The following is a 16473-nucleotide window of genomic DNA, read 5'->3' on the forward strand; positions in this document are numbered from 1 at the left end:
TGGACGCGGGCATCACGGCGCTGGCGGCGCTGTCCACCGGGGAGAAGATCGTCAACCCGCGCCCCGAGCGGCGCGACCGGCGCAGGCTGGCCAAAGCGCAGCGGGCACTCGCCCGCAAGACCAAGGGATCGATCAACCGAGCCAAAGCCCGGCTCACGGTGGCGCGGGTCTACGCCCGGATCGCCGACCGTAGAAGGGATCACCTGCACAAGGTCACCACCCGGCTTGTTCGCGAGAACCAAGTGATCGCCGTGGAAGACCTGACCGTCCGCAACATGGTCAAGAATCGGAGCCTGGCCCGCGCCGTCTCCGACGCCTCCTGGCGCGAGTTTCGGTCGATGCTGGAGTACAAGGCGGCCTGGTACGGGCGGGCGCTGGTGGCGGTGGACCGCTGGTTCCCCTCTTCCAGGTTGTGCTCGCGGTGCGGGACGCTGCAGGAGGAGATGCCGCTGAAGGTCCGGGAGTGGACGTGCGCCTGCGGCGCGGTCCACGACCGGGACGTGAACGCGGCCAAGAACGTGCTCGCCGCCGGGCTGGCGGAGAGCTGAAACGCCTGTGGAGCTGGTGTAAGACCTCAAGGGCGCAAGCCCGGCGGGCGACTGGCGGTGAAGCAGGAAGACCAACCGGCGACGGTTGGAATCCCCCGGCTTCAGCCGTGGGGAGGAAGTCAAGAGCTGACCTGGTCGGCGAGAGAGGTGACGGCCGTGCGGAAGGCGGAGACGGCGGCCCTGACCGCCGGGTGCTCGCCGTACCCTCGCCTGAAGGCCGCCAGCGTGCGGCGGCTCAGCGGCAGGCGGGTGAGCGACACGTCAGGCGGCGGGTCGAGCGCCGCCAGGCGGGGCACGAGCGCCACCCCCTGACCGGCCGCCACGAAGGCGAGCACGGTGTCGAAGTCGTCGATGTGGTGGCGCACCACCGGCTCGAACCCGGCCGCCTGGCAGGCCCTGATCGCCATCGTGTGGCAGAGGGTGCCCGGTTTGTTGGTGATCCACGCGTCGGCGCGGGCGGCGGCGATCGAGGGGCGGTCGGTGAGGTAGATCGGCTCGCTGAACAGCGGCTCGGTCTCGATGGACGGGTCCGTGACCGGCGGCACGAAGTCGTATTCGTGCACGAGCGCCACGTCCAGCTCGCCCGCCCGCAGCGCGGCCGAGACGTCGGCGGGGTCGATCTCCGAGACCCGGGGTTCGAGACCCGGGTGGGCGCCGGTCAGGGCGGCGAGCGCGGGCGGCAGGAGCACGCGGGCCGCCGTGGGGAACGCGCCGACGCGCAGCAGACCCGAGGGTCCGCCGCGTGCGGTGGCGAGCGCGGCCGACGCGCGTTCGAGCTGTTCGAGTACGGCCTGCGCGTGCTCGACCAGGAGGTGGCCGGCCGGCGTCAGCGTCACCGTGCGGCCCGTGCGTTCGAGCAGCGGCACGCCCGCCTCCCGTTCCAGGGCGGAGAGCTGCTGGGAGACGGCCGAGGGCGTGAACGTCACCGCCTGCGCCACCGCGGCGATCGTGCCGCGCCTGGCGAGCTCGCGGAGCAGGAGGAGCTTGCGCGGGTCCAGCATAAGTTCAGCTTAACGTCTGGCCAAGAAATCAGTGCTGGACCTAACGGGTGCGCGCGGGTCACCCTCTAACCATGCTGGAAGGAATCCACGTACCGCTGATCACCCCGTTCGCCTCCTCAGGGGAGGTGGCCGCGGACGCGGTCGAGAAGCTCGCAGGTCACGTGCTCGACCAGGGCGCGTCCGGCCTGGTCGCGCTGGGCACCACCGGCGAGGTGGCCGCGCTCGATCCGGAGGAGCGGGCGCTGGTGATCGACGTCTGCGCGCGGGTCTGCGCCGAGCGGCAGGCGCTGCTGACGGTGGGGGTGACGGGGAACGACACCCGATCGACGGCCAGGGCGCTGCGGCGCCTCCCGGAGGGGGTGGGAGCGGCGCTGGTGACCGTGCCGTATTTCCTGCGGCCGGGGGAGCGCGGCGTGGTCGCGCACTTCGAGGCGCTGGCGGAGGAGACGCCGGTGCCGCTGGTGATCTACCACATCCCCTATCGGACCGGGCAGGCCGTCGGGGCCGCCACGCTGCGGCGCCTGGGCGATCATCCGATGGTCGCCGGCGTGAAGTACGCGGCGGGCATCGACCAGGACGCCGTGGCGCTGCTCGGGGACCTGCCCGCCGGGTTCGAGGTGCTCGGCGGCGACGACGCGTTCATCTCGCCGCTGCTGGCGCTGGGCGCGGCCGGCGGGATCCTGGCCTCCGCGCATCTGGAGACCGCGAGCTTCGCCGAACTGGTCGACGCCTGGCACGCCGGGGACGTCACCCGGGCCAGGGCGCTCGGGCACCGGCTGGCCCGGCTCTCTGCGGCGCTCTTCACCGAGCCCAACCCCACCGTGCTCAAGGGCGTGCTGCACGCCCAGGGCGTGATCCCTACTGCGGACGTGCGGTTGCCGCTCGTGCCCGCGAGCGCCGACGCGGTGTCACAGGCTCGGCTCGTAGCGGTACATCCAGGCGAGTGACTCCTGGCTCGCGCTCCTCTGCAGGAAGACCGGCAGCATCAGGTCGCGGAAGACCCGGGCGACCGGGCCCGCGGCCTTGCTGTTGCTGATCGTCCTGGAGTAGGCCACGACCCGCTCGACCCTGGGCCGCCGTTCGGCCTCGAAACGCTCGAACGCCTCGCTGTGGTCGCCGCTCTCGCGCAGGCATCGGGCCAGCACGATCGCGTCCTCGACGGCCAGCGAGGCGCCCTGGCCGGAGCTCGGCGAGGTCGCGTGCGCGGCGTCGCCGGTGAGCAGGACCCGGCCGCGGTGCCACACGGACACCGGCGGCAGGTCGTGGACGGGCAGCCCCGGTCCGGGGTCGCCGCGCCGGATCAGGTCGGCTGAGGCGTTCGCGTCGTGCTCGAACGCTTCGACCAGCACCGCCTTCCAGTCGTCCGGGACGTCGCCGAGGCGCCTGGGCAGGTTCGCGAACCACCAGGTCGCGCCCGACTCGGCCACCGTGTAGCCGAAGAACGCGCGCCTGCCGAAGACCATGTTGTAGACCCCGGGCTCGCTGGTGAGCCCGGAGTCCTCGACGATGCCGCCGAAGCTGTACAGGCCGCAGTAGCGGGGCCGCACGGCCCGCGGGTCGAGGATCTCGCGGGTGCGCGAGTGCATGCCGTCGCACGCGATCAGCAGGTCACCGGTGGCCTCCGTGCCGTCCGCGAACCTGGCTGTCACCTGGTCTCCCCGGTCGTCGTACGAGACCAGGCGCCTGCCGTACGAGATCGGGATGCCGCGCCGGGCGGCCTCGTCGCGGACGGCCCGGTAGAGGTCGGAGCGCAGGATGGTGTGGCTCACCGTGCCGTCGTCGAGCCGTAAGCCGTTGGCCACCTCGCCGAGCCGCTTGCCGGAGCCGCTCCACATGACCATCCGGGGCGTGGGGATGGCCGGCGACAACACCTTCGTGTGGGCGCCGAGCGTGCGAAGGGCGGCCAGGCCGTTGGAGGCGATGTTCAGGAACGAGCCCACGGTGTCGGCGCCCCGCTCGTACGCCTCGTGGATCTCGGCTTCGATGCCCACCTCGCGCAGGGCCATCGCGGTGGCGGGGCCGCCTATGCCACACCCTATGATCAACGCCTTCATAATGCTATCCTTTCGTTCGGTCGACCGAAATATAGGCAGAAAGAAGGTCTCGTGTCCAGAGATATTTCGGAACGACGAAGTGATTTGCTGGAGGCGCTCAGCATGGCGGGGCGGGAGAGCAGCAACGCCGCCGTGATGTACCACAGCGCCATGGGAGAGCGGCTGGGCCTCGGCATGACCGAGGAGAAGACCCTCGACCTGCTGCAACGTCTCGGACCGCTGACAGCGGGGGAGCTCGCGCAGCACACAGGGCTGGCGCCGGCGACGATCAGCGGGCTGATCGACCGGCTGGAGTCCAGGTGGCTGGTACGGCGGGTGCGCGACACCAAGGACCGGCGCCGGGTCATCGTCGAGATCAACCCCGAGCAGCTGGCCGGGTTCGGCAAGCTGTTCGAGCCGTTCGTGGCGGCGCTGGCGCACCTGTACGAGCGGTACACCGACGACGAGCTGGAGCTGATCCTCGACTACCTGCGCCGGTCCACGGCCCTGCAGCGGGAGGCGACGGAAGCGCTCACCACCTGAGGACCTTCCCGCAGCGGGCCATCCGCGCACGCGAGCGGCCCGCCACGGCCGTCAGCGCTCGGACTCCCTGATGGCCGTGCCGACGTCGCCGACGCGGTCGGCCAGCAGCCCGATCGCGCCGACGGCCCTGGTCATCGGGTCGTCCTCGGCTCCCCCTAGCGCCTTGGCCCGGAGGTAGGCCGCCTTGATCGCCGCCCACCGTTCGGCCTGGGCCGGGGTCAGACGGCCACGGAGCTCGGCCAGCTTGAGCAGGTTGGCCTCGGCGTCCGAGGTCAGGGTCTGGGCCTCGCCCAGGTAGTGGTCGTCGATCAGCGCTTCGAGCTCGTCGTCGTTCATCGCGGGCACGATGCGCTCGGCCAGCTTGTTCATGTTCCGGTACGACCCCTGCAGCCGGTACGGCGGCTCGGTGCGGGCGGCGTCGGACTGGGCGGCCGAGGCGATGTAGGCCTGGTTGCCGGCCAGGACCACCTCCTGCACCCGTACCAGCTTGGTCAGCACGCCGAGGATCTGGTCGAGCTCCGGCTTGGTGTACGGGTGGCTGAGCTGGTCGGGCCGTACCGTCGTGTCGCCCTTGGCCAGCCGCACCAGCAGCTCCACGTCCGCGCGGTCGCGGCCGGCGAGCGGCGCGAGCACGGGGTTGGAGGTGAGGGCGTTGTCGACGTAGCTGAGCGCGAACAGGTGGTCCCTGCCGGACAGCACGTCGCCCAGGTTCCACACGTCGGCCCGGTTGGCCAGCATGTCGGGGATGCGGAAGCGCCGGCCCGACTCGGTGTACGGGTTGCCCGCCATGCACACCGCGAACCGCTTGCCGCGCAGGTCGTACGTGCGGGTGCGGCCGTTCCACACGCCCTCGATGCGGCGCTGGGCGTCGCAGAGCGAGATGAACTTCTGCAGCAGCTCCGGCGAGGTGTGCTGGATGTCGTCCAGGTAGAGCAGCGTGTTGTTGCCCGTCTCCAACGCGAACGAGATCTTCTCCACCTCCTGCCTGGCCGTGGCGTCGGGCGCGTCGGCCGGGTCGAGCGAGGTGACGCCGTGGCCCAGCGCCGGGCCGTTGACCTTGACGAACACCAGGCCGAGCCGGCTGGCGACGTACTCCATGAGGGTCGTCTTGCCGTAGCCGGGCGGCGAGATGAGCAGCAGCAGGCCCATCTGGTCGGTGCGCTTGCCCGCGCCGGTCGCGCCGAGCTGCTTGGCCAGGTTGTCGCCGATCAGCGGCAGGTACACCTCGTCCAGCAGGCGGTTGCGGACGAAGGCGCTCATGACCTTGGGGCGGTACTCGTCCAGGCGCAGCCGCCGCCGTTCGGCGTCGACCAGCTCGCTCCTGCGGCGCTGGAAGGCGCGGTAGGCGGGTACCCGCTCCTGCCGGAACCGGCGTGTCCTGGTGAGCAGCTCGTCGAGCCTGATCTCCAGCTTGCGACCGACGACGCGGGGGTGGGATCCCAGCAGTCCGTCCACGGTCTCGGTCGTGGCGGCGCTCGAGTCGTGGCGGGGCAGGTCGCACAGCTGCACGGCGATGGCCTCGGTGGCCTCGGGGCCCTCGCGGAAGGCGGACATCCACGCCTGCGCCAGCTGGAGGCGCTCGGGCAGGGCGACCGTCTTGAGGTCCTCCTCGAACTCGCGCACCTTGACGGGGCCCAGCTCGTGGCGGAACGCGTCGAGCAGGTCACGCGCGCCCTTGCCGGTCACGAACCCGGCCGGGCCGCTGCCCAGCTCCTCGACCAGGTATTCACCGGCCAGGCCCGCGTCCGGCGCGGCGCCCGTACGCAGACCGGCCATGAACTCCGCGATCGCGGCGCCCAGCTCGACGGCCAGCGCGCCCAGGGCGGAGGTGTCGCCGAAGACCGTGCGCGCCCGCACCAGCGACAGCGCCCGGGTCGTCGATGTTTTACGTGAAACCTCGTCCAGCCCGAACGCCCAGAACAGCTGGGCGGCCGCGCGGACCTCGGCCGGGTAGCGCAGCAGTCCTGCACCCTCGCGCAGCCGCACCAGCGCGTCCAGGATGATCGTGGCGTCGTGGTCGTGCACGCCCCGCTCGTAGCCCTCGTCGTAACGCGACTCGGCCGCCTGCCGGACCAGGTCGGCCAGCGGCGCGCCGGTCGTGACCGAGTCGAGCAGCGAGGCGGCCAGGTGCTCCGCCCGGTAGACGTCGGGCGTCTCCGAGACCAGCAACTGGTCCCAGAAGGGCCGGGTGTCGGCGAACGACTCGGGCACGGGCGCGCGGTAGTCGGTGCCGGTGATCGCGAAGTACATGGAGGTGCGGCCGTCGTCGCGCTCCACGTGCGGCACCAGCGTCAGGTCGATCGGCTGGGTGTTGACGGCGAAACGGTGGTGGCCGAGACGCAGGGTCTCGCCGCCGTCCGAGAACAGGTCCAGGCGGTCCCGCAGGGAACGCGCGGCCTCCTGCTGCGCCGACTTGACCCGCCCGTCCAGCTCCTCCGCGCGTACGGCGTCCCCGAGCGCCCGCAGCTCGCCGGCGACCGAGCGGATCTTGGCCACCATCGGGTCGGTCGTGAAGTAGGTGTTCACCTCGTCGAGCGACGACAGCGAGCCGAGGCGGCGGGTGACGCCGGCGAGGACGCGCTCGGCGGAGGCGAAGATGCGGTCGGCGCGCCGGGCCAGCTCGTCCAGCTGGGTCTGCTTGCGGGAGGAGAACGCCTCGTAGACGTCGTCCCGCTTGGCCGACAGCTGCGCGGTGAAGTCGTCGAACTCGCCGAAGCGCGACTCCAGGTTCTCCAGCTGGAGCATCAGCCGGCCGAGCTGCTCGTCGCATTTCTCGGGGCTGTCGGCGATCGCCAGCGCGCCCGTGATGGCCTGCCCCAGCAGGGCGAACTCGGCGGCGAACGCGGCCCGCCCCTCGGCCCCCAGCAGCTCGCGGCGGCGGCCGTCCAGCACGGCCCTGGCGCGGTTGACGCCGCCGAGGACCTCGGCGATGCGGCCCAGGATGGAGGTGCGCACGGTGGCGTCGGCGATCTCCAGCGAGCCGACGACCTCCGTCACCACCTCCAGCCCCTCCGACTGCTCGGCCAGCCGGTCGGCGACGGGCTCGGCCTCGGCGGCCGTGGTGATCGCGGCGGCCTCGGCGGCCAGCTGCTCGACGGCGGCGTGGTAGGCGGTGAACGCGTCCGCGCCCTCCAGGAACGCGACCGCCCGCCGGCCCACCGAGTCCAGCTCCTCCGTCACCGACGCGGCCAGCGCGTCGAGCGCGGCCAGGTCGATGTAGCGGACCTCGCGCAGCGTCACGAGGTGGCCCTGGGCCCTGCGCAGCGTGGCCAGCAGGGTCACCCAGGCGTCGGCGGTGACCGGGTCGTCGGCCTGGGCGCGGCGGAGCAGGCGGGTCGTCTCCTCCGTCGCCGTGGCGAGCGTCTGCTCGGCCTGCCGCGTGAGCTGCTCGACGTTCTCGTACTCGTCGAGCACCTGCTCGGCGGTGGCGCGTACGTCGGAGAGCGGGCCTCGCAGGCCGTGGTCGCCGAGCCAGTGGTAGGAGTCGAACGCCCTCGTGCACGCGGCGATCAGCCCCTCGAACGTCCCGGCGGACGGCGCCATCTCCTCGACCATGCGGGACACCGACAGGCAGTCGGAGATGCCGCGCACCAGTTCGGCGTTGCCGATGCGCTCCAGCGGGCCGGTGCCGGCGGGCTGGGCGGCGGCGTAGGTGTCGGAGACGTACGGGGTCTGCCAGACCTGCATCGGGTGGACCCTGGTCGGCTCCTCGGAGGTGGCGCGGAAGACCACCATCGTGCCGTCCTCGAACAACGAGTATCCGTGGCAGACGATGGGCGTGGCCACCTCCTTCCTGATCACGTTGTACGGCAGCAGCAGCGAGCGCCCGTCGCCCGTGGCGTGGAAGACGTACAGGACGTCCTCGCCGTTGGGGGAGCGGACCACCCGCTCGAACTCCAGGTCGGTCACGTCCGTGTCGAACGTCTTGCTGACCCCGGTCGCCAGGTAGTAGCCGCCGGGGAAGATCAGCCCCTGGTCCTCGGGCAGCCGCTGGCAGGCCTGCCCGATGCCGTCGAGCCGCACGACGGACCTGGTGCGCACGTTGAAGACCAGGTGCCGCCACTCGCTCTCCTTGTACGGCTTGATCCGCATGAGGATGAGCGGCCCGACCTGGGCGTACTCGACGTCGGCGTCGGCGAGGCTCTGCAGGGGTTCGGTGACCGGCTCGGAGTAGATGCCCGCGCCGGTCTCCGTGTTGTCCTCGATCTTGATGGTGAGGTCGCCGCCGACGGTCTCGACGAACACCTCACCCCTGATGGAGATGTGCGGGTGGCGGCCGAGCACGTGGTCGTCGCGGGTGGTGGGCGTCCACTCGAAGTCGTGGGACGGGGGGAAGACGTGGTCACGCTCACCCCTGTTATCCAGATATTTCGGGACTCCGCCGGTGCTGACCGTCCACCGCAGCACCCGCAGATCCGCAGGACCCGTCCGGAACACCGCCAGCAGCTTGCCCTCCACCCGCCGGAGCTGCTGCAGCCGCGTCTCCTTGTAGTAGCGGTACAGCTCGGCGAAGTCCTTCCTGAACGCCGGGTCCTCCAGCGTCTCCAGCCTGTCGGCGTCGAACCGGAAGGCGTCGCCGTCCCTGGAGAACCGGTGCACGGCGAACACGTCGGCCACCGTCGTCTCCGGCTTGAGCCCGATGAAGACGTTGTAGCCGAACAACATCACGTCGCCCAGGGAGACGATGTCCCTGGGGACGCAGTTGTTCTCCGTGCGGATCCGCTCGGTGCCCAGCAGGCGCAGCTCCGCGCCGCCGAACACGCGCAGCCGCTCCTGGTTGACCGCCTCGGCCGCCGCGGCCAGGGCCTTGGCCTGGGCCTGGAGCCGGTTCCTGAGGACTTCGTACGTCCCCGCCTCCAGCTCAGGCCCGGCTTCGAGCGTAGTCACGGACGGTCAGCCCCTCGCCCTGGCGAGCGCGGCCACCGGCGAGTCGGCCACCCCCAGCCGGCGGGCCGTCTCCAGCAACTCGCCGAGCGCCGACGACTGCGGGCCGCCGTTGTTGATGAGCTGCATGAGCAGGGCGGACACGGTCAGATTCTTCAGGTCCTCGGTACGCACGCCGCTCACCACGTCGGCGAGGTCGGCCGCCAGGCTGGCCGTCCCGTTGACGTACGGCTCGGCCAGGGCGCTCGCGACGTCGGAGTGCCCGACGAACCCGTCGACCGCCTTGCCCGCGGTGATCGAGCCGACCACCTTGTCGAAGAACATCGTGTCGCCGCCGACGATGTCGATGTTCGCCTTGGCCAGCCCGGCGGCCAGGACGCTCGCCTGAGACTCGGCCACGTGCCGCGACACGTCGATGTGCTTGAGACGGATCTCCTTGTCGGCCTCCAGGCGCAGGCGGTACTCCTCGTGCTCCCTGCCGGCCTCGTCCAGCGCGGCCATCGCGGCCGCCTTCTCGGTGAGGCCTTCGGCCTCGGCCTTGAGCTTCTCGCCGATCGCGGCCGCGTTGGCGAGCGCCATCGCCTGCTCGCCCTCGGCCTGCGCCTTGAGCCGCTCGCCGTCGACCAGCGCCATGGCTCTGGCGCCGTCGGCCTCGGCCGCCAGCTTCTCCTTCAGCACCATCGCCTCCGCGCGGCCGACCTTCTCGATGGCCTCGGCGTCGCGCTCCTTGACCTGGATCTGCGCCAGCCCGTCGGCGGCGGACTCGGCCTGGATGCCCTCGGCCAGCCGGATCTTGGCCCGCGCGTCGAGCTCGGCGGCCTGCTGCCTGGACTCGGCGAGCACGAGCACCTCGCGGGCCTTGAACTTGCTGGCGGCCTCCGCGGCCTCGGCGGCCTTGATGTCCTTGACCAGGTTCTCCTGCGCCTCCGCCTCGGCTGCGATGATCACCTGCTGGCGGGTGCGCTCGGCCTCCTCGACCACGCGCAGCCGCTTGATGCTCTCCTCCTGCTCGGCCACGGTCTTGTCGACCGCGATGCGCTCGCGGATGACCTCGGCGATCGACCGCTTCTCGGTCTCGACCTCCTTGTCCTTCGCGATGCGCGACAGCTCGGTCTCCCGCTCGCGGGCGATGACCTCCAGCAGGCGGTCCTTCTCGATCCGCTCGGACTCGATGGCGATCACGCGCTCGCGGTTCTTCTCGGCGACCGCGATCTCGCGGTGCTGGTTCTCCCGCTGCACGCCGATCTGCTCGTCGGTCTTGATGCCGGCGCTCTGGGCGCGCAGCCGCTCCTCGGCCTGAACGCGGGCGATCTCCGCGTCCTCGCGGGCCTTGACGGTCTCGATCTCGCGGCGCTGCTTGAGCTCGGCGTCGGCCTGGCGGCGCTCCAGTTCGAGGATGGCCTCGCGGGCGTCCACGTTCTGGCGGGTGATCTCCTTCTCCTCGTTGCGCCGGTACTCGTTCGTCCGCACGTGCTCGATGGCCGTCAGCTCGGTGATCTTGCGGATGCCCTGGGCGTCGAGGATGTTGCTCTTGTCGAGCTGGGCCAGGGAGGTCTGCTCCAGGTAGTCGATGGCGGCGTCTTCGAGGCTGTAGCCGTTGAGGTCCGTGCCGATGAGCCGGATGATCTCGTCGCGGAACTCGTCGCGCTTGGTGTAGAGGTCGACGAAGTCCAGGTGCTTGCCGGCCGTCTTCAGCGCCTCGGAGAACTTCGCGTTGAACAGTTCCTGCAGCGTCTGCTCGTCGCTGGCCCTGGCGGTGCCGATGGCCTGGGCGACCTTGATGACGTCTTCCGCGGTCTTGTTCACGCGTACGAAGAACGTGATCTTGATGTCGGCCCTGATGTTGTCGCGGCAGATCAGGCCGTCGCGGCCGGTGCGCTGGATCTCGATCGTCTTCACCGAGATGTCCATGATCTCGGCCTTGTGGACGACGGGTAGGACGACCTTGCCGGTGAACGTCACATCGACCTTGTTGATCTTCGACACGATCAGCGCCTTGCCCTGTTCGACCTTACGGAAAAGGCGGCCGATGAGGACGAGAAGCCCGATGACTATGATCGCGATTACGGCGATGAATACGCCGAAGCCGGTGGAGATGACGTCCATCAATGCTCGCTTTCGTACGGCATGACCAAGAAGAATTCGCCGTCTTTGTCGTAGTCGAAGATGAGTGCTGTGGCGCCGCGGTCCAGGCGGTCCTGCCCGGTCGTGCGCACCTGCACGATCGCGGACGAGCCGTCCGCGGCGCTGACCTCGGCCTGGCCGAAGTCGGGGGTGGCCGCGCCGGTGCGGATCACGCACATCTGGCCGACGAAGTCGGCGCGCGAGTGCCGGTCCCCCTCGGGGAAGAGCCGCCGCAGCGGAACCAGCAGGCCACGGGTGGCGAGCCAGCCCCCGGCCGCGGCGACGACCGGCACGGCGACCAGCAAGCCGCCGCTCACCACCTGGCTGCCGATCAGGCACAGCAGCCATGCGACGGCGATCAGCAACGAGAGCGCGATCCCCGCGGGTACTCCCCCGAGCCCCAGCCAGGCCGCGTCGTCATCCACCTCGAACAGGCCGGTGATGACAGCCAGCCAATAACCCACGACCACGATGAGAAGGATGCTGAAAATGACAGTCGGAAAGCTGAATGCGGTGTCTGCGAACTCGGTCATCCCGCCTCGGTGTGCCCCGTCCCCGTGTGTGTCCTGTCGGACTATATCTAGATAAAGACTGAGTAAAGGGAAAAGTTCCCGTAACAGTATGCGACTTGACCTCAACTTCGGTTGAGGTAGCAGTCTGTGTTCCATGACTGACGTGATGAGGGCGGCGGCCTTCGCCGAGCCCGGCGGCCCTGACGTGCTTAAGGTGATGGAACTGCCCGCTCCCCGGGCGGCCCGGGGAGAGGTACGGGTACGGGTACGAGCGGCCGGGGTGCAGCCCTTCGACGCGGCCGTCCGGACCGGGTGGCTTCCTCCGTACATGTCGGACGTCGGCTACCCGCGCATCCCCGGCAACGAGTTCGCCGGCGTGGTGGACCAGGTGGGACCCGGCGTGACCGGCGTGGCCCTGGGCGACGAGGTGCTCGGGTTCTCGCGGCTGCACGCCTACGCCGAGTACATCGTGGTGCCCGCCGCGGACGTGGCCGCCAAACCCGCGAAAATGCCCTGGGAAGTGGCCGGCGGGATGACCTCGGGCGTGCAGACCGCCGAGCTGGCCCTCGACGGCCTGCGCGTCGCGGCGGGCGAGACGCTGCTCGTGCACGGCGCGGCCGGATCGGTGGGCACCGCGGCCGTGCAGATCGCCAGGAGGCGCGGGGCCACCGTGATCGGCACCGCCCGCGAGGTCAACCACGACTACCTGCGCGAACTCGGCGCCATCCCCGTCGCCTACGGGGAAGGGCTGGCCGGCCGGGTGCGCGAGCTCGCCCCTGGCGGGATCGACGCCGCCCTGGACGGGGCGGGAGGCCACGCGCTGGAGGCGTCGATCGAGCTGGTCGAGGACCGCACCCGCATCGTCACGCTGGTCGAGCACGGCAAGGCCGCCGAGCTGGGCGTCCAGGTCGTCCAGGGGGAGCGCACGGCGGAACGGCTCGGGCGCTACGCCGCGCTCTACGCCGCGGGGGAGTTCGTGTTCCCGGTGCGGCGGGCGTACCGGCTGGAGGAGGCGGCGGACGCGCACCGGGAGATCGAGACCGGCCACGGCCGGGGGAAGATCGTGCTGACCCCGTGAGTCACTGCCGGCGCCGTACGGCCTCGGCCACCGCGAGCTGGATCTGCAGCCACTCGCTCTCGGCGTGGGTGCCGTCCTCGACCTCCCAGAGGAAGTTCTGCAGCACCCGGCCCAGCGTCCAGCCCGCCGCCCGCCGGGGGTCGAGCCCGAGCCGGTCGACCATCAGGTCGAACCGCCTGAGCACCGTCCGCGTCACGTCACCCGACGCGACCACGTCGTCCCACCGGTTGTCCAGCGCGGGCATCAGGTCGAACCCCGGGTCGCCGGCCAGCGGCTTGGGATCGATGCTCAGCCACGGCTCCCGCCCGGCCGCCAGCACGTTGTCGTAGTGCAGGTCCCAGTGCAGCAGCCGGTCGCCGGGCTCGTGGACGAGCTCGGCGACCGCCGAGGCGCACCACGTCATCCAGTGGCGGTGGTACTCATCCGTCAGCCGCGTGAGCGCCTTGTCCACGTCGTCGAGCATGGCCTGCGCGATGTCGCCCAGCCGGCGCATCCCCGCGGGGGCGGGATGGGCCACCAGGCGGGCCAGCAGGTCGGTGAGGATGCCCAGCGCCTCCATGTCGTCCGGCACGCCGGACAGCGGCCGGCCGGCGTCGAGCCGTTCGAGCAGCATGGTGCCGGTCGCCGGATCCGACTCGAGCAACAGCACCGACGCGTCACCCGCCCACGCGGCCAGCCCCATGGCCTCGCTGGCGTTCTCGTCGGTGACGGGCTGCAGCTTGAGCGCCGCCTCGGTGCCGTCGTCGCGGACGACGGGCAGCACGAGCGACACCACCCCGTGGCGGGGCTCGCCGTCGAGCCGCAGCCCCCACTCCTCCAGGTAACGCTCGGCGAGCGCGGGCAGCCCGGCGGACCAGGCGCGCCCGGCCTCTCCGTCCCACTTCACGTGAGACGCGGTCAGCGCCTCCGGCACCGTGATCCTCATGGGCGCGACGGCTCAGTAGTGCCAGGGGAACGGCGACCAGTCGGGCTCGCGCTTCTGCAGGAACGAGTCGCGCCCCTCGGCCGCCTCGTCCGTCATGTAGGCCAGCCGCGTGGCCTCGCCCGCGAACACCTGCTGCCCCACCATGCCGTCGTCGATCGCGTTGAAGGCGAACTTGAGCATCCGCTGCGCCGTCGGCGACTTGCCGTTGATCTTCCGGCCCCACTCCAGGGCCGTGGCCTCCAGCTCGTCGTGCGGGACCACGGCGTTGACCATGCCCATGCGGTGGGCGTCGGCCGCGGTGTAGGTGTCGCCGAGGAAGAAGATCTCCCGGGCGAACTTCTGTCCGACCTGCCGCGCCAGGTAGGCCGAGCCGAAACCGCCGTCGAAGCTGGCCACGTCGGCGTCGGTCTGCTTGAACCGGGCGTGCTCCGCGCTGGCCAGTGTGAGATCGGCCACAACGTGCAGGCTGTGGCCGCCGCCCGCGGCCCAGCCGGGTACCACGCAGATCACGACCTTGGGCATGAAGCGGATCAGCCGCTGCACCTCGAGGATGTGCAGGCGCCCGGTGGCCGGCGTGCCGTCGGCGTACTGGTAGCCGTCCTTGCCCCTGATGCGCTGGTCGCCGCCCGAGCAGAAGGCCCAGCCGCCGTCCTTGGGCGACGGGCCGTTGCCGGTGAGCAGCACGCATCCGACGTCGGTGGTCTGGCGGGCGTGATCGAGCGCGCGGTAGAGCTCGTCGACCGTCTGCGGGCGGAAGGCGTTGCGCACTTCGGGCCGGTCGAACGCGATGCGCACGGTGCCCTGGTCGACGGCTCGGTGGTAGGTGATGTCGGTGAACTCGAATCCCTCGACCGCCTGCCACGCCTTGGGATCGAACAGCTCGGAGACCATGCCCGAAGCCTAACGGATCTGTCCTTTCCGCCCGCCTTGTCGATCCTGGGGCCGGCTAGGTGACCTCAGCTCTCAGCTCCGCGAGGAGCTCGCCCTGGTCGGCCAGCATGTCGGTGAGGATGCGCCGGGCGGCGCCGAGCAGGTCGGCGAGCTCTGGGGTGGCCAGGGTGTAGACCACCGTGCTGCCTTCACGGATGGCGCTCACGATCCCCGCCCGGCGCAGGACGGCGAGCTGTTGTGAGAGGCTCGAAGCCTCGATGTCGATCTGGGCCAGCAGGTCCCTGACGGGAAGTGGCCCTTCCTGGAGCAGCTCCAACACTCGGATGCGAGCGGGGTGGCCGAGCGTTCGGAAGAAGTCGGCCTTGGCCTGATGGACCTCCACGTGCATGTTGCCAGACTAATCGAGTTCAGTTGCATAATTCTTCAAGTCGTAACGTTGTTGGATAGCATGACAGCGGGGACGAGGGAGAGTAGCCATGGGCCGAGGTAGAGCCAAGGCGAAGCAGACGAAGGTCGCTCGCCAGCTGAAGTACACCAACCATCACATCGACTACGACCGGCTCCGCGAGGAGCTGGGCGCCGACCCGCGACGCGAGGACTCTCCTACTCCGTCCGAGCAGGAGTCCGAGCGCGGGCGATGACGCGGGTCAGCCTCGCGGGCGCGAGCGTCACGTTCGCCAGCCGCCTGGCCTCCGGCGCCTGATCGGGCGCCGCGAGCTCCAGGCGGCGCAGCACCTCGCGGATGATGATGCGCATCTCCAGGAGCGCCAGCTGCGCTCCGACGCAGAAGCGCCGCCCGCCGCCGAAGGGCATCCAGCCCCTGTTCTGGTGCTCCGCCAGGAAACGTTCCGGGCGAAACGCCCCGGGCTCGGCGAAGGCGGCGGGGTCACGGTGCACGAGCGGGATGTACGGTCCCGCGTACCACCCGGCCGGGATCTCGTAGTCGCCCAGCCGCAGGGGTGAGTCGAGCAGCCGCGGCGCCTCATAGACGACGGGCCGGACGCGCAGCACCTCCTTGACCACCGCGTCGAGGTAGGGCTCGTCGTCCGGCAGGCGCTCCAGCACCTCGGGCATCCGCAGGATCCGCTCGAAGGCCCAGGCCAAGCCGGTCGCGGTCGTCTCGTGACCGGCGATCAGCATGGTGATCAGCTCGTCGCGGATCTCCTGGTCGTCCAGCCCGGTGTCCAGCAGCCGGCCGAGCACGTCGGTGCCGCCGGAGGTGCCGCGCCGGCGGCGGATCTCGTCGAACAGGATCGTGTCCACGGCGGCGCGAAGCCGCAGGAACCGCGCGTACGGCGTGAACGGCACCCGTGCGGCGGGGCCGCGCAGCCGGTCGGGCAGCATCGCCACCTGCATGGAGCCGCCGGTCTGAATCAGGGCGGGCAGCAGCGCCCGCAGCCTGCCGACGCGCTCGGCGTCGCTGATCCCGAAGATCAACCGGATGATGATGTCCAGCGTGATCTCCTGCATACGATCGCGCAACGCGAAGGGCCTGCCCAGCGGCCACGTCGCGATCCGCTCCGCCGCGATCGCGGCGATGTCGTCGTGGTAGCCGGCGACCTGCCTGGCGCGGAGCGGCGGGTTGAGCGTCTTGCGGTGCCGCCACCAGGGCTCGCCGTCCAGCGTGAGCACGGAATGCTCGCCGACCAGATGTGCGAGGAAGTCGCGGCGCGCCGCGCCCGCGTGCCCGCCGCCGTGGTCGGTCCGGTAGACCTGCTCGGCCAGCTCGGCGGTGGTCACGTAGACCTCCGGGGGGAAACCGGCGTAGCGAACCGTGAAGATCGGGCCGTACCTGCGGTGATAGGCCTCGAACGCGCTCGGCGCCGCGGCCACGAAACGCGCGGTCTGCACCAGCGCGGGAACTCTCGGTCCCGGGGGAATCACTGTTCGTCCTCCAAGTAGATATACGTACGTCATATACGGACGTATATCTG

The 16473-nt window shown here is 70.7% G+C and carries 13 protein-coding genes and 1 pseudogene; 5 read left to right on the forward strand and 9 right to left on the reverse strand.

Annotated elements, in window-relative coordinates; genetic code table 11:
- Window positions 1-632: pseudogene (locus E1292_RS27255) on the forward strand (RNA-guided endonuclease TnpB family protein); the annotation flags it as partial.
- 35 nt (window positions 633-667) lie between these two features.
- Here the strand turns inward: E1292_RS27255 and E1292_RS27260 are convergent.
- Window positions 668-1549 (reverse strand): LysR family transcriptional regulator, encoded by an 882-nt coding sequence (locus E1292_RS27260; RefSeq protein ID WP_132598058.1) that lies wholly within the window; start codon window positions 1547-1549, stop codon window positions 668-670.
- 71 nt (window positions 1550-1620) lie between these two features.
- On the opposite strand from E1292_RS27260, the gene E1292_RS27265 reads away from it, so the two are divergent.
- Window positions 1621-2496, forward strand: coding sequence for a 4-hydroxy-tetrahydrodipicolinate synthase family protein (locus E1292_RS27265; RefSeq protein WP_132598059.1), 876 nt, complete (start codon window positions 1621-1623; stop codon window positions 2494-2496).
- Here E1292_RS27265 and E1292_RS27270 read toward each other — a convergent pair.
- Window positions 2458-3603, reverse strand: a complete 1146-nt coding sequence (locus E1292_RS27270) for an FAD-dependent oxidoreductase (protein WP_132598060.1) — start codon at window positions 3601-3603, stop codon at window positions 2458-2460. The genes E1292_RS27265 and E1292_RS27270 overlap by 39 nt on opposite strands.
- A gap of 51 nt (window positions 3604-3654) precedes the next feature.
- On the opposite strand from E1292_RS27270, the gene E1292_RS27275 reads away from it, so the two are divergent.
- Window positions 3655-4125 carry a MarR family winged helix-turn-helix transcriptional regulator gene (locus E1292_RS27275; protein WP_246090362.1) on the forward strand — a complete coding sequence of 157 codons (471 nt, stop codon included), beginning with the start codon at window positions 3655-3657 and terminating at the stop codon, window positions 4123-4125.
- Between the two features lie 51 nt (window positions 4126-4176).
- Here the strand turns inward: E1292_RS27275 and E1292_RS27280 are convergent, their stop codons facing one another.
- From E1292_RS27280 to E1292_RS27290, 3 genes are read right to left on the reverse strand one after another with little or no spacing between them, the layout of a single operon-like run.
- Window positions 4177-9012 carry a DNA repair ATPase gene (locus E1292_RS27280; protein WP_132598061.1) on the reverse strand — a complete coding sequence of 1612 codons (4836 nt, stop codon included), beginning with the start codon at window positions 9010-9012 and terminating at the stop codon, window positions 4177-4179.
- 6 nt (window positions 9013-9018) lie between these two features.
- A complete protein-coding gene (locus E1292_RS27285) occupies window positions 9019-11115 on the reverse strand; it encodes a flotillin family protein (RefSeq protein ID WP_132598062.1) in 2097 nt (698 codons plus the stop codon).
- The gene (locus E1292_RS27290; RefSeq protein WP_132598063.1) at window positions 11115-11666 is read right to left on the reverse strand and encodes a DUF1449 family protein; all 552 of its coding nucleotides are present in this window, start codon (window positions 11664-11666) and stop codon (window positions 11115-11117) included. Before E1292_RS27290 ends, E1292_RS27285 begins: the two co-directional genes overlap by 1 nt.
- 133 nt (window positions 11667-11799) lie before the next feature.
- On the opposite strand from E1292_RS27290, the gene E1292_RS27295 reads away from it, so the two are divergent.
- Window positions 11800-12723, forward strand: a complete 924-nt coding sequence (locus E1292_RS27295; RefSeq protein WP_342775697.1) for an NADP-dependent oxidoreductase — start codon at window positions 11800-11802, stop codon at window positions 12721-12723.
- A gap of 1 nt (window position 12724) precedes the next feature.
- Here E1292_RS27295 and E1292_RS27300 read toward each other — a convergent pair whose 3' ends face one another.
- The 3 genes from E1292_RS27300 to E1292_RS27310 are packed head-to-tail and all read right to left on the reverse strand — an operon-like array spanning window position 12725 to window position 14927.
- Window positions 12725-13648 (reverse strand): aminoglycoside phosphotransferase family protein, encoded by a 924-nt coding sequence (locus E1292_RS27300; protein ID WP_132598064.1) that lies wholly within the window; start codon window positions 13646-13648, stop codon window positions 12725-12727.
- Window positions 13649-13660: 12 nt separating this feature from the next.
- Window positions 13661-14539 carry a 1,4-dihydroxy-2-naphthoyl-CoA synthase gene (locus E1292_RS27305; RefSeq protein ID WP_132598065.1) on the reverse strand — a complete coding sequence of 293 codons (879 nt, stop codon included), beginning with the start codon at window positions 14537-14539 and terminating at the stop codon, window positions 13661-13663.
- Window positions 14540-14594: 55 nt separating this feature from the next.
- A complete protein-coding gene (locus E1292_RS27310; protein ID WP_090938046.1) occupies window positions 14595-14927 on the reverse strand; it encodes an ArsR/SmtB family transcription factor in 333 nt (110 codons plus the stop codon).
- 88 nt (window positions 14928-15015) lie between these two features.
- On the opposite strand from E1292_RS27310, the gene E1292_RS27315 reads away from it, so the two are divergent.
- A complete protein-coding gene (locus E1292_RS27315; RefSeq protein WP_132515731.1) occupies window positions 15016-15180 on the forward strand; it encodes a DUF3073 domain-containing protein in 165 nt (54 codons plus the stop codon).
- On the opposite strand, the gene E1292_RS27320 is transcribed toward E1292_RS27315, so the two are convergent.
- Window positions 15143-16423 (reverse strand): cytochrome P450, encoded by a 1281-nt coding sequence (locus tag E1292_RS27320; protein ID WP_165974762.1) that lies wholly within the window; start codon window positions 16421-16423, stop codon window positions 15143-15145. The two genes, E1292_RS27315 and E1292_RS27320, sit on opposite strands and share 38 nt — an antisense overlap.
- Window positions 16424-16473 lie beyond the last annotated feature (50 nt).

Source organism: Nonomuraea deserti, assembly GCF_004348685.1.
Taxonomy (GTDB): Bacteria; Actinomycetota; Actinomycetes; order Streptosporangiales; family Streptosporangiaceae; genus Nonomuraea; species Nonomuraea deserti.

Excerpts from the sequence above, each read along its gene's own strand:
- E1292_RS27260 (WP_132598058.1), bottom strand. The coding sequence starts at position 1,549 with ATGCTGGACCCGCGCAAGCTCCTCCTGCTCCGCGAGCTCGCCAGGCGC.
- E1292_RS27265 (WP_132598059.1), top strand. The coding sequence starts at position 1,621 with ATGCTGGAAGGAATCCACGTACCGCTGATCACCCCGTTCGCCTCCTCA.
- E1292_RS27270 (WP_132598060.1), bottom strand. The coding sequence starts at position 3,603 with ATGAAGGCGTTGATCATAGGGTGTGGCATAGGCGGCCCCGCCACCGCG.
- E1292_RS27285 (WP_132598062.1), bottom strand. The coding sequence starts at position 11,115 with ATGGACGTCATCTCCACCGGCTTCGGCGTATTCATCGCCGTAATCGCG.
- E1292_RS27290 (WP_132598063.1), bottom strand. The coding sequence starts at position 11,666 with ATGACCGAGTTCGCAGACACCGCATTCAGCTTTCCGACTGTCATTTTC.
- E1292_RS27295 (WP_342775697.1), top strand. The coding sequence starts at position 11,800 with ATGACTGACGTGATGAGGGCGGCGGCCTTCGCCGAGCCCGGCGGCCCT.
- E1292_RS27300 (WP_132598064.1), bottom strand. The coding sequence starts at position 13,648 with ATGAGGATCACGGTGCCGGAGGCGCTGACCGCGTCTCACGTGAAGTGG.
- E1292_RS27305 (WP_132598065.1), bottom strand. The coding sequence starts at position 14,539 with ATGGTCTCCGAGCTGTTCGATCCCAAGGCGTGGCAGGCGGTCGAGGGA.
- E1292_RS27310 (WP_090938046.1), bottom strand. The coding sequence starts at position 14,927 with ATGCACGTGGAGGTCCATCAGGCCAAGGCCGACTTCTTCCGAACGCTC.
- E1292_RS27315 (WP_132515731.1), top strand. The coding sequence starts at position 15,016 with ATGGGCCGAGGTAGAGCCAAGGCGAAGCAGACGAAGGTCGCTCGCCAG.